General features: G+C 42.3%; 9 protein-coding genes. 6 read left to right on the top strand and 3 right to left on the bottom strand.

All coding sequences use genetic code 11. The features are described from left to right. Positions 1-315: 315 nt before the first annotated feature. The gene (locus F8S12_RS38765; RefSeq protein WP_196521612.1) at positions 316-1989 is read right to left on the bottom strand and encodes an iron uptake porin; all 1674 of its coding nucleotides are present in this window, start codon (positions 1987-1989) and stop codon (positions 316-318) included. Positions 1990-2265: 276 nt separating this feature from the next. Here F8S12_RS38765 and F8S12_RS38760 point away from each other — a divergent pair, with 276 nt between their 5' ends. Beyond that, positions 2266-4629, top strand: coding sequence for a hypothetical protein (locus F8S12_RS38760; protein ID WP_196521597.1), 2364 nt, complete (start codon positions 2266-2268; stop codon positions 4627-4629). 86 nt (positions 4630-4715) lie between these two features. Here F8S12_RS38760 and F8S12_RS38755 read toward each other — a convergent pair whose 3' ends face one another. Next, the gene (locus F8S12_RS38755; RefSeq protein ID WP_196521596.1) at positions 4716-4904 is read right to left on the bottom strand and encodes a hypothetical protein; all 189 of its coding nucleotides are present in this window, start codon (positions 4902-4904) and stop codon (positions 4716-4718) included. Positions 4905-5499: 595 nt separating this feature from the next. On the opposite strand from F8S12_RS38755, the gene thrC reads away from it, so the two are divergent. After that, the gene (gene thrC, locus F8S12_RS38750) at positions 5500-6591 is read left to right on the top strand and encodes a threonine synthase (RefSeq protein WP_196521595.1); all 1092 of its coding nucleotides are present in this window, start codon (positions 5500-5502) and stop codon (positions 6589-6591) included. 86 nt (positions 6592-6677) lie between these two features. Here thrC and F8S12_RS38745 read toward each other — a convergent pair whose 3' ends face one another. Further along, positions 6678-7127 (bottom strand): hypothetical protein, encoded by a 450-nt coding sequence (locus F8S12_RS38745; RefSeq protein WP_196521611.1) that lies wholly within the window; start codon positions 7125-7127, stop codon positions 6678-6680. 295 nt (positions 7128-7422) lie between these two features. Here F8S12_RS38745 and F8S12_RS38740 point away from each other — a divergent pair, with 295 nt between their 5' ends. The 4 genes from F8S12_RS38740 to F8S12_RS38725 all read left to right on the top strand — a co-directional run bounded on the left by F8S12_RS38740 (position 7423) and on the right by F8S12_RS38725 (position 13203). Further along, on the top strand, positions 7423-8322 hold the full coding sequence (locus F8S12_RS38740) for a YihY/virulence factor BrkB family protein (protein ID WP_196521594.1): 900 nt from the start codon (positions 7423-7425) through the stop codon (positions 8320-8322). Between the two features lie 87 nt (positions 8323-8409). Beyond that, positions 8410-8916, top strand: coding sequence for a DUF4112 domain-containing protein (locus F8S12_RS38735; protein ID WP_196521593.1), 507 nt, complete (start codon positions 8410-8412; stop codon positions 8914-8916). A gap of 114 nt (positions 8917-9030) precedes the next feature. Continuing rightward, positions 9031-9966 carry an alpha/beta fold hydrolase gene (locus F8S12_RS38730; protein WP_196521592.1) on the top strand — a complete coding sequence of 312 codons (936 nt, stop codon included), beginning with the start codon at positions 9031-9033 and terminating at the stop codon, positions 9964-9966. Between the two features lie 975 nt (positions 9967-10941). Continuing rightward, the gene (locus tag F8S12_RS38725; protein ID WP_196521591.1) at positions 10942-13203 is read left to right on the top strand and encodes a heavy metal translocating P-type ATPase; all 2262 of its coding nucleotides are present in this window, start codon (positions 10942-10944) and stop codon (positions 13201-13203) included. Positions 13204-13210: the final 7 nt, after the last annotated feature.

Below are 13210 nucleotides of genomic sequence, written 5' to 3'. Positions count from 1 at the left end.
TCAATACAGTTCACATAAGCCCAAAGCCTTCATATAGAAACGTGATTTATCACGTCTTCAAAGACCGACTACATACACCAATAACTCTTAATTGAACCGTATTGGATTATTTATGCCGTCTTTTATTTGAGTGATATCATGTTCGACTTAAGACTTATGTCATTGCGAGCGGAGCGTGGCAATCCCAAAACTTTGCGATTGCTTCATTCCACTTCTCTACGAGACGCAAGCGCGTAGCTTGCTTCTCCGTAGGAGTACGTTGCATTCGCAATGACATATCGTAAGTGATTTGCCGAACTTGATATGAAAGCAAAATTAAAAAAGAAAAGTACTCCGCAGAATACCGATGGTAACTGAGTCGCTATCTGGTGTGTGACCAGGTTCCAAGATATGAATGATGCCAGGTGTAATGCTGATGTTATCTGTTAGCTGAAAACGATAAAATGCCTCAATTTGAGTAGTCGTTCCTGGCTGTCCACCTGCACGTCCTAAACCTGTATTGACAAAATCAGGGACATTATTCCCTACAGGTAGATCGCTACTGGTGATTTTAGGAGGTTGACCGACATAAATTCCGCCCAAATTTCCTCTAGCAAATAAATCAGGGAAATTCAGAAACACCATATAATTAGTCGTTTCTACATTTCCCGATCGCCCCGGAATATAAGATCTAGTATAACCACCCCACGCACCTGCGCTAATCCGGGGTGAAATTTGCCAAGTTACAGTCGCACCTACAGCGTTGGTTTGCAGAGGTGCTGATTGTCCAGTACTGGTATTAACGGCAGTTAAGCATTCATCGCCAACAAAAGTTAATAAACAACCATCTGAAGAATAATTGTTAACGTAATATAAACTGAAATCTAAAGTATCAGCCGGTGTCAGCAATAATTGCACGCCTGTAGTGGTGGTTCCATCAAATAAACCGCTACGTTGGCCAGGATTTCCTGGTTGATAACTGGTATAAATTGCTTGCAAACTGGCGCGTTTAGCAAATTGCCAATCAATAGCTATACCACCGTGACCATATCCCATATTTAAAATTGGGTTTCTTTGGGCAAAATAAGATAGCGGCCCTGTTGCAGCACTTTCTACCCGATTGGGGCCTCGGAAAGCAGTTGGCATACTTACGCCTTCTGTTCCCACCATCACTGCTAAATTATCTGTTACCAGCCAATGAAAATTAAGGTCACTTACAATCAAGCTATCTGTAGCAAATTCGTAGCCAAGTAAAACATCATTCCGAGAAACACTATTAGTAAATCTCGGCGTAGTAGTACCTTTACCATCTAAAAGACCCGTAAATAAGTAACTACGGGGAGTGATTTGACTAGTTAAATATAGCTGCGCCAGAGACATAACATTAGTGTTTGTCCCTGCATCATCTGTATCTTTTTGCCCATCTCTAGGATTAACATCACCACGATTGTTAGTCCGTCCTTGAATACCAACTATCAGTAGTCCACCGAGTTTCGTTGTTGTTGAGAATTGGTTGGCTTCGATTTCGGCGGTTTTGGACTCTAAACTATCAACACGACCCCGCAAAGTAGCTAATTCAGGGGCAAATTCTGACTGTAATTTTTGTAATATTGCTAAATCTTCGCGGGTGAGTAAATCGCTGGTGGCTGTAGTGATTAACTCGTTAACTCTATCTAAACAAGCATTCACACCGGCGGCAAATTCATAGCGAGTTAATGCACGATTACCACGATAGCTGCTATCTGGATAACCCGCTATACAACCATAGCGTTCTACCAAAGACTGCAATGCTTGGAATGCCCAGTCGTTGGGTTGTACGTCCTTGAGTTGAGAAACCGATGTAACTTGCGCCATCGGATCTTCTGGGGAAAGGAGGGGCGATGAAGATAAGGGAATAATATTATCGCTCTTAACTCCTGTCTCCTGAGTAGTTATTGTGTCTGTGTACTCTTGCGCTAGTGCTTTTTGTGCAACCCCGTTTACTCCCGCAATTAGTAACCATGCGAGCATCCAGATTTTGCGATGGCTGCGGCTAATAAGTTTACCTTTCAACTTTTTACACTCTGCTCACATACTTAAGCGAAGAGTGTATTCGTACTCATGTATTATTCACATGAGTAAATTTACTGATTTTATTTAAAATTTAGACTTAATGCTTCTGGGCAACTTTTGAAAGGACGAGTATAACAGGGTATTAAGTACTGGAACTTTTTAGAGGCAAAGGGAGAAGAACCAGTACCCAATGCCCAATTCCAAAAAGACTCACCGAATTGATTGAAAACTAATATGGCAAATCGCTCACGCAAGTTGACGCCAAAAGCTTCTAAAGTAAATAAACCTCATACAGGTGCGATGAAACGTGTCGCCAAAAAACCCCAGAAAAAGCAGCAACGGGGAAGTTGGTTATCGTCAACGTTAGCAATCGCAATTCTCTTAAGTAGTGCTAGTCTAATTATGGCTTTTGCCTGGATTAGCGTTCTCTTCATCTTCAATCCAGATCAGGTCAGCTGGCTAAATAAAATTTTACCTGCATGGGCACAAATCCCCCTGGGTAATCACGAACGCCCTCAAAGCCTCAAACAAATTCAACTCGATTTGAGTAAAAAAAAGCAAATAATCGGGAAATCTCTGCCTTTGCATCAGGATGCGGAAAACTCATTTTTATTGCCAGTTTTTCAGCAACGTGCTAATTGTCAATCTAATTGTGAAGAACTTGTTGAACTGAGGGTTTACCAACGCTCACAAGAGTTAGAGTTTAAATCTCGGTCAGAAAATTACTACTATTTAGCGACTCAATTACCTGTAACTGGCCCAGAAGAAGCCTTTGTAATTTCTCCCTTGCTTGATGGAAGATCAGAACCCCAAGATATCAGTATTTACCTACCTTTAACTGAAGTGCAACGCTTTGAAGACGGTACACCATCACCAGGGGTTTGGTTTAATTTGCGGGGTCAGCGCCAACAAGGAACTGGTGCGATCGCCTACGGTCACATCGTATACTACAATCCAGAACGCACCAATTTACTACAAATGTTGTCTTGGACTAGTCCGAACGGACAACTGCCCAAATGGCAGCAGGTAACTGGTAATAATACTAAAGAGTTAGTTGTCGATCAAACAGTGGGTTTAGAACCGTACTTACAGGTTTACCAAGTCAAGCCTCTCAAGTTATTCTTCAAACCAATTCAATTGGAGGTAGTTTCCCTCCAATTACCAGCCCTTAAGGATTCTGCGTATCAAAATGCTTTGTCAATTGCCCGTAGTGGGCTGTGGACACCAGCTTTTAAGTGGTTGAAGTTCATTCAAAAACAGCGCAAAAGAGTTTTGCCAGAAGCGGCGCAAGCACAAATGGATTTGATTCGCTTACACTCCCAACTTACCAAAATTCAAGCTGATAAAAATTGGGCAAGTCCTAGTCAACAAGCGCTGGCAGATTTAATTGATGGTCGCTGGGAAAAAGCCTTACAGGTGTTTGAAGCGTCACCACATCATAATGCCCAAGAAATTGTCACCCTACTCAAAGCTGATAAAAATCGGTTATGGAATCGCACAGCTGCGGCGTTGCGGGTAAACCCAAATCAACAAAAGGTGCAAGCTTGGGCAGCCCTAATTTTAGCAGTTCAGCGAGGAGAAGGATATGCTAATTCTTGGTTAAAGACGCAACCAAAAATTACAGAAGATAACCTTGCCTATATTCAAGGTTTGTTAAAAAGACTCAATGGTGGGGTTACAAAGTCGCGAATATCTTCTACTCACCCTAGTCAAATTGTCGGTACAGTCCAACCAATCACTCAAGTTAACAGTACGGAGTGGTTACAACCAAATTCCACAGCAGACCTGAAACTCATAGATAACCAAGTTTGGTACCAAGTGGAGGTGAGTGCATTTAATGACGGGAAACGCTGGCTAAATTCCCCCTTTGAGAATTTGAACCCACCCAAAACTTTCCCTGCTAAATTTTTCTGGGAAACTTTGGGAATCAGTTCTGACCCTGCAATCCAGATTGTAGTCTGGTTGCCAAACGGAGAACAGCAAATTACTACAGCCGCTATCAAAGCGGTGCAACTACAGGGGAAAATCTTCCGTCTATTAGTTGCTAGCCCAAAAATTTTGGAGAATCAAAACGATGTTTTTCAACGCAGACCTCTAGCCCTGACAAATGCTGCACTGGAATGGGTGCAACCATCTCCAATCACTCTCCAAGAACTGCATCAACAAAATCCCCAAGGGGTTAAGGTAATGCTATCGAGTGTGTGGCAATCTTTACAGCAATCCGGTGAGATTTTGCCTGGTGCTATTCCTAGCTTTGAGCAGATGCAGGAAAAGTTGGGTGATTGGCCTGTTCAAGTAATTGATTTAACAAATAATACTCAGCCAGAGATAATACTGACTATTTCAGCAGCAGCGATCGCATCCTTGAATCAGTCTACACCTGAAATTCAAGGGGAAAATACAAAGCTAACCCGTAACCGGACTATAATTTTGTCTGATAGTAATGAAGTGATTTACACGGATTTTAAAGGAAATTATCGTCAAAGACTGTCTGCGATCGCTAAACTTTCAGGCGTACAATCCTTAGCTTTATTAGTCGAAAATGCTGACAAATATAGTCTGAAGCGCTGGTCACAGAAAACTCAGCGCTTTGAATAGCAAGCCTGTTACTAAAGTTTACATTAGCGCGGGGAAAAGCGTAGGCGTAGCCCGTCGTAGACATCGCTATCTACAAAACTGACTTATTATTTTTGGCTAGTAGCGACCAAACGCTGCTGCTTCAGGTTTTCTAGCTGCTGCAACAGAGAATCCACCTCGGCTTGTAAATGTATAAGTTTAGCTTGCTGATCGTCTTGATAATAAGACTTAGTTAACTTACTGACCCAGTTGGTTTGGGACTCGCGATCGGAGACACTAGATAAATAAGTAGGCATCACTAATTAAATCCAAAACTTAACTCACACCACTAGAAATATTATAATAATCCTCTTTTAAGGTTTATTAAATAATTGTATATTTTCAATCAATTACTCTAATGGATTTCAGGTTCAATCATAAAAGACGGTGATTATAATGGCTGTGTTCCTAAGAAAATATTGCCCCAAATGTGCAAAGGTTTCCGTCCAATTGATGGTACTTAATTGCTAGACTGTCGATTATAGTCTGATTAATTATTACCACCGTCTTTAGAGAATTTACGCAATAAATTACATTTAGACTATATCAGGACTTACGCACTGAAAACTTGTTTATCCCTCAAAAAGTCGATCATTTTTCACTTTCTCAGCATTCCCAGGCTAATTCGTTAAACCGAAGGTCGCCGTGGCGGTTATGATAAACTGACATTCTAAATAAAATAAAAATGGCAAGTAAAACGCCCGCACTACAAAAAATAATATTCTTTTGGAATTAGCGGACTATTTGGGAACTGGCAAAGAAAAATTCATTTTTTTCCTCTTCCCCATCCTGCGCTTTCCTATGCCACCCTTTCTAAATATCCAATCCATACATTAATAAATTTTAAATCCCGTGACTTTGAGCCTGTCTGTCGCTAAATCTCATCGCCAACCCTGGCCTGGACTGATAGAAGCCTATCGTGAATACTTGCCTGTCAGCGAAAAAACACCGATTGTTACTTTGTTTGAGGGAAACACACCCCTAATACCAGTGCCAACGATCGCAGAACGCATTGGTAGACAAGTGCGTGTTTTTGTAAAATACGATGGTCTCAATCCCACCGGCAGCTTCAAAGACCGGGGGATGACTATGGCAATTTCCAAGGCCAAGGAAGCAGGGGCAAAAGCAGTAATTTGTGCCAGCACGGGCAACACCTCAGCCGCCGCCGCCGCCTATGCTAGGCGTGGGGGGATGAATGCCTTTGTGCTGATTCCCGACGGTTATGTGGCACTGGGCAAGTTAGCCCAAGCATTACTATACGGTGCAGAAGTATTGGCAATTAAAGGTAATTTTGACCAAGCGCTGGAAATTGTCCGCAAGATGGCCGAAACCTATCCCGTAACTTTGGTGAATTCAGTCAATCCCTACCGCCTGGAAGGGCAGAAAACAGCAGCCTTTGAAATTGTCGATGTGCTGGGTGATGCCCCAGACTGGGTGTGTATACCCGTGGGCAATGCCGGAAATATCACAGCATATTGGATGGGATTTTGTCAATATCATCAAGCCAGAAAGTGCGATCGCCTACCCAAGATGATGGGATTTCAAGCCGCAGGTGCAGCTCCTTTTGTACATGGTAAGCCAGTGGCGCATCCCGAAACTTTAGCGACAGCAATTCGCATTGGCAACCCTGCTAGTTGGGACTTAGCGATCGCAGCCCAAACCGCAAGTCAGGGAAATTTCCATGCTGTTACCGATGCCGAAATTCTTGATGCTTATCGACTTTTGGCAGCATCAGAAGGCATCTTCTGCGAACCTGCTAGCGCCGCTTCTGTAGCCGGCTTGTTGCAAGTAAAAGACCAAGTTCCCACAGGGGCAACCGTAGTTTGCGTCCTGACTGGTAATGGTCTAAAAGACCCAGATACAGCAATTAAACACAATCACAGTCGATTTAAACAGGGCATCGCGCCTGAGTTGGGAGCAGTAGCCGAAGCTATGGGATTTTAGGAGTTGGGCAATTCAATTTTGGATTTTGGATTTTAAATTTTGGATTAAATTTCAATCTAAAATCCCAAATCTAAAATCTAAAATTCTTACTCCCCTGCTCGCTCCCGTGTCAAGCTATCAATAGCATCACCCAAGGCAGTAGTAAGACTATTGCGGGTTTGGGCGTGATTGTCTTGCTCAGTTTTCAAAGCTTGTAAGAGGCGATCGCGTTCTTTAATCACGGCGATCAGTTTAGCTTGTAAATCCTCCACAGATTTGAGTTGTTCTATTTCTTGTTGGATCGCTGTTACTGGTGTCCCAGGAGCGAGTGTGTCTACCTCAAGACCCTGGAGTTTATGGAGTTCTGCCTTGAGAGATGCGATCGCCTGTTGCGACAACTGGGCATCTGTGCGGCGTTGTTCGGCTTCTGTGTTATAGAGCTGACGCCATTTTTGGCCACTTTCCCAAGCCACATCGCGATCGTGTTGCAGTCCCGCCATCTGCTCTTTAAGTGCCTGAATTTCTGTCAACCACTGTTGTGTAAAATCTTGATTCATAAATAATATAGTCATTAGTTATTAGTCAATGGTCAAGAGTTATTGTCCCCTACTCACCCCAATACGGTTCGTTAAGGTGCATAGGCACTTATTGATCCCCCTTAGTCCCCCTTAAAAAGGGGGAAATAGAGCCATTCTTAGTCCCCCCTTTTTAAGGGGGGTTGGGGGGATCAAGTCTTATACAAACTGTATTGCCACTCACCCCATCAGATTCTTGCGGTAAAAAGATAGATGCGATCGCTATCCAAAATTTGGCGCAGTAGTTGAAAAACCCAACCAGTTTTTACTTCAAATCATGCCAAAACCTCGCTTTTTCCGCTTTTTTCGGCATCTCAATTGGCGCACGCTTAAAAAAACTTTCGCCAGGACAATGGAAAGGCGACTTTTTGGACTGGCCTCGGAAATCGCTTTCAATGCCATACTATCGTTGTTTCCAGCGATTCTTGCCCTCCTTACAGCCATCGGCTTATTAGCAGAATCTTTACAAGCTACCTTTAAACAACTGGCGGTGCAACTAAGTCAAGTTTTACCTGAAGAAGCCTTGGTTTTGATTCGTGATTTTGCTACCACAGAAATTACCAACTCCAGAAACAGTAGTTTATTTTCTCTGAGCTTTGTATTAGCAATTTGGACTGCTTCTGGGGCTATAAGTACTGCTATGACCGCCTTCGACCAAATCCATCAAATTCCTCCAGAAAAGATGCGCCCCTTTTGGAAAGCCAAACTCATCTCTTTAGGATTAACAGTTGGTACAATCTTGCTTTTGGTGTTAGCTTCTTTCTTAGTATTTACCAGCGATTTACTGTTAGAAATGGTAGTACGCGAAAATGATTCTTTGGTCTTCTTGTCGCATCTTTGGCAGTTGTTGCGCTGGCCTTTAGCTTTAAGCATTGTTGCTGTCGCCTTTAGTTTTGTCTATCGCTATGGCCCAAGCCAGTGGAACCCAGGCACACCAATGATGCCTGGAGCAATTTTAGCAGCTGTTTTCTGGGCAATATTGTCTGCCCTATTTCGGCTTTATGTGGCGAATTTTGGCAATTATAATAAAGTATATGGTGCTGTAGGGGCTGTGATAGTTTTAATGCTTTGGCTGTCAATGAGTGCTGCTGTTCTGTTAATCGGCGATCAGTTGAACGTGACTGTCGGCGAAGATATGCGCTTCAAAGCACAGTCACAATCTAAAGAAAAATATTAATTCATAAATCCCTGAGAAAACTTTTGACAAATCTCAGTAGGGGAGTAACAATGTCTAACGATTCAATATAAATAAGCGATCGCCTTCATGCCTGATTCTCCTCCTCAATTTTCGATAATTCAACCAGATGCCAAAGCAACCACCTTAAAGCGTCTGCGTCAGTTAAGTCGGCTGCTGGATAATGTTATTACCATTCCTGGTACGCAGATTGGTTTTGGTCTAGATCCAATCTTAGGATTAATACCTATTGGTGGTGATTTTTTGGGAGTCATGTTTTCTAGCTACATCATCCTAGAAGCAGCGCGGCTAGGTGTATCTAGAGCCACTTTAGGCAAAATGGTTTTGAATGTGATCATTGATGGCTTGGTAGGGGCTGTCCCAGTTTTGGGAGACTTTTTTGATTTTGCCTGGAGAGCGAATACTAATAATATCAAGCTATTGGAAGAGTACTTAAAATTTCCTAGCCAGCAAAAGAGTCCAGACAGGTGGTTTATCTTTGCGGTTTTGGTCGGATTGTTGTTGATTTCCATTGTTTTAGTAGCATTACCCGTGATCCTAATTAGAATGCTATGGAACGCCTTAACAGGCGGTTAAAATAATCCGTAATTCGGTTTTTTAACGGGGATTTAGAAAGAGCCACAAAATTTGCAATGACGAAGCGGGGAACTTAAACCCCTATAATTAGTTAAATTATTTATTGATAACGGAATGAAAGATTGGTGGCAAGCCACTTTTCCTAAAGGTCGGCAAAGTCTAACTATTAGTGATGTTAAAGGGTATCCCGTACAAATTGCTTATGGCGAAAAAGGTACAGGTAAACCGCTAATTTTATTACATGGCGTAGGTAGTTGGAGCTACAATTGGCGCTACAGCATAGCACCATTATCTAAACATTTTCGTGTAATTTGTTTTGATGCCAAAGGTTATGGTTTTTCAGAAAAAGCATTGTATCGTCGAGAAGATAAAGGTCATCAAGTTATTGAGTTTCAAAGAATTATTCAGGCATTATGTGACGAACCCGCAGTGGTTGTGGCTGAATCTATGGGGGCATTAGTTGCCCTCGCCATTGCTCAAGAAAGCCCTCATTTAATCGGGCGGCTAGTAGTAGTGAATGCACCTATTTTTGCTGAACGTTTACCTCATTGGGCTATGTGGTTACTTGCTCAAATGCCATTAGAAATAATGCAAACAATTGATTCCTTGCGTTTGGCATATCTGTTTGCACCTGTATTTCGAGAAATTATGGCAACAGAAAGACGTAAGGTACTATTCGATCCGTCGATCCTGACACAGGAAGATGTCTATTGGATAACTTACCCGTTTATTGAACTGCCTGGTGCGATCGCAAAAGTCGCCGAAGAGTTACAAATAGCAGCGCGAGAAATCGAGAATTTGCAAGCAAATAAGCCAAATATGCTCACCAAAATTCAAAATAATCTGAGTGCGATTAAATGTCCTACACTAATTTTGTGGGGTAAGCAAGATAGTTGGTTTCCTCCAAGTCATGGTGAAAAATTGCATCAGCATATCCCCAATTCCAAATTACAAATTTTGTCTAACTGCTGCCATGATGCCTCAACTGGTGCTTTTGAGGTGCTGAACGCAGCGATTCTTGAATTTTTACGGGATACTGACTTTGGCTAATAATTGTAGATTTAATAAAGTATAACTTTTGCAAAGTGTTGGCCTATCGGGTTAAGCTGTAAGTAGCTGGGCGAAATTAAATATAAAATGTCATTGCGAGCGGAACGCAGTGGAGTGTTCGCTACGGGTTCTCCAAAGAAGTACGCAATGACAAACTTCTTAAGTAGCTGGACAAAAATATTTGCAGTCATTGCGAAGGTCGTGAAGCAATCCCAACCCCTGCGATTGCTTCATTCCGCTCCACTTCATTCGCAATGACATTGTGTAATTAATTCTGTCCGACTACTTGTATTTATTTATAACCATCTACTAACTTACTATAATCTACATTTATAAATAAAAAGTGGGAGGAAGCATATCAGTCAGCTTTCATACTCCCACTCTGCAATTTGCCGCTGAAGTGAACAGGAATGTATACAGACGTTGCCCGTTATTTGGGGGGCTAATGTGTACTTTGACAACAACGCCTATGTACATTTAATATTCCTGTTGCAGCAAATGCTAAACTTAATTATTCATAATTTATCTGTAAGTAAAATAGTCTATAAACAATTGATAGAGATAGTTTTTTCTCCCTGCGAATTCCTCAGGAGATAGTATTTTATAAAACCAATTTTTTACGTGGTAGTCCCTGATAACAAAACCTTTAAAGTCGTTTATATTTATATAATTTAACCTGGCTCAGGAGAATCTGGTTGCCATTTTGGCAGGTTTTAAAATTTGCAATTACTCATATCTAACTTTTTAAAAGCCTTGAGTTGTTAAAATATTTAAATAGTAGAAGTATTTTACACACTCATTTTCTCACCCCTTCTGCTCATCTTGCACAATACCCAAAACTTGAGTCATTCTAAGTATCTAATGTGCGCTTAAGAAAATTCTTCAGATGACCTCTTGACTCTCCAGTCAACTGGAGCATTCAAGATGAAATCAGTTAGATATTAGTTAGCGCCATTTAGTAATTGGAGTAGTCAAATGGAGAATGCCACACTTAAACTACGCGGCATGAGTTGCGCCTCTTGTGCCAAAAATATTGAAGATGCCATTGCTTCTGTCCCCGGTGTCAGTGAATGTATTGTGAATTTTGGGGCAGAACAAGCAACGGTTGAGTACGACTCCAGAACAACTGATTTAGATGCCATTCAAGAAGCGGTAAAGGCCGCAGGTTACTCTGCCTACCCACTCCAAAAACAAAACCTGATGGTAGGAGAAGATGATGCTGAGAAAAAATATCGTCTGAGAGAGTCCCGCAATTTAGTGCAAAAGGTAACGGTAGGAGGCATCATTAGCACTGCGTTAGTCATTGGTTCTCTGCCAATGATGACGGGATTGCACTTACCCTTCATTCCTCTGTGGTTGCACAATCCTTGGGTACAGTTGATACTAACTACCCCAGTACAGTTTTGGTGTGGTTACTCCTTCTACATCAACACTTGGAAAGCTTTAAAACGTCACGCTGCGACTATGGATACTCTAATTGCTTTAGGTACAAGTGCGGCATATTTCTATTCACTATTTCCTACTTTACTTCCTAGCTTTTTCATTAATCAGGGGTTAACACCAGATGTGTATTATGAAACTGCTGCTATCGTCATTACCCTAATTTTGCTGGGACGGCTGTTTGAAAATCGTGCTAGAGGACAAACTTCCGAAGCTATCCGCAAACTGATTGGTTTGCAAGCGAAAACGGCGCGTTTGATTCGTAATGGACGAGAAATAGATGTCCCAATTGAAGAAGTAATTATTGGAGATGTGATACTGGTTCGCCCTGGCGAGAAAATTTCTGTTGATGGGGAAGTGATTGAGGGAGCATCCACAATTGATGAAGCGATGGTGACAGGCGAAAGTTTGCCCGTCAAAAAACAACCAGGCGATGAAGTGATTGGAGCGACTATTAACAAAACTGGGAGTTTCAAGTTTCGGGCGACACGAGTCGGAAGTGATACTGTGCTGGCGCAGATTGTCCAATTAGTACAGCAAGCACAGGGTTCCAAAGCCCCAATTCAGAGATTAGCAGACAAAGTAACTGGATGGTTTGTGCCTGTAGTGATTGCGATCGCACTGCTCACTTTCATCATTTGGTTTAATTTTACAGGGAATGTTACTTTGGCACTCATCCCCACAATTGGGGTACTAATTATCGCCTGTCCTTGTGCGCTGGGTTTAGCCACACCAACTTCTGTGATGGTAGGAACAGGTAAAGGTGCAGAAAATGGCATTTTGATTAAAGGTGCCGAAAGCTTGGAACTAGCACACAAAATCCAAACAATTGTGCTGGATAAAACTGGAACCATTACTCAAGGCAAAGCAACAGTCACCGATTTTGTCACAGCCAACGGTACTGTTAATGGTAACGAAATGAAGTTGATTCAACTTACGGCTTCTGTGGAACGCAATTCTGAACATCCATTAGCAGAAGCTGTTGTGAGATACGCTCAATCTCAAGAAGTCGAGTTAGCAGATGTCCGGGAGTTTGAAGCAATTACAGGTAATGGCGTACAAGGTATTGTTACCAAGCATCTCGTGCAAATTGGTACGCAACGCTGGATGGAAGAATTGGATATTGAAACCCAAGCCTTGCAACACGATAAAGAGCGTTTGGAGTATTTGGGTAAAACTGCGATTTGGATTGCAGTTGATGGCAAAATCCAGGGATTGATGGGTATTTCTGATGCGATCAAACCCACCTCTGTGCAGGCGATTCGGGCTTTGCAAAAATTGGGTTTAGAGGTGGTGATGCTCACGGGAGATAATCGCCGCACCGCAGAAGCGATCGCTCGTGAAGTTGGTATCAAGCGCGTCTTGGCTGAAGTCCGACCTGACCAAAAAGCCGCTACGGTAGAGAAACTACAATCAGAAGGAAAGATTGTGGCAATGGTCGGTGATGGGATTAATGATGCCCCGGCTTTGGCTCAAGCCGATGTGGGGATGGCAATTGGCACAGGTACAGATGTGGCGATCGCTGCTAGTGACATTACCCTCATCTCCGGTGACTTGTTAAGCATCGTCACTGCCATTCAATTAAGTCGCGCCACAATTCGTAATATTCGGCAAAATTTATTTTTCGCCTTCATTTACAACGTTGCTGGAATTCCAATTGCTGCTGGTATTCTGTTCCCCATCTTCGGTTGGTTACTTAACCCGATCATCGCAGGTGCAGCAATGGCATTTAGTTCGGTTTCAGTTGTGACAAATGCCTTACGTCTGCGTAAATTTAAAGCTAAAGCAGTAGTATAAGGAGCTA

Origin of the sequence: Nostoc sp. WHI, assembly GCF_015714725.1 — a bacterium.
In the GTDB taxonomy this organism is placed as follows: Bacteria; Cyanobacteriota; Cyanobacteriia; order Cyanobacteriales; family Nostocaceae; genus Nostoc.
The sequence above is the reverse complement of the archived record's forward strand: the minus strand, read 5'-3'. Positions and strand labels throughout refer to the sequence as shown.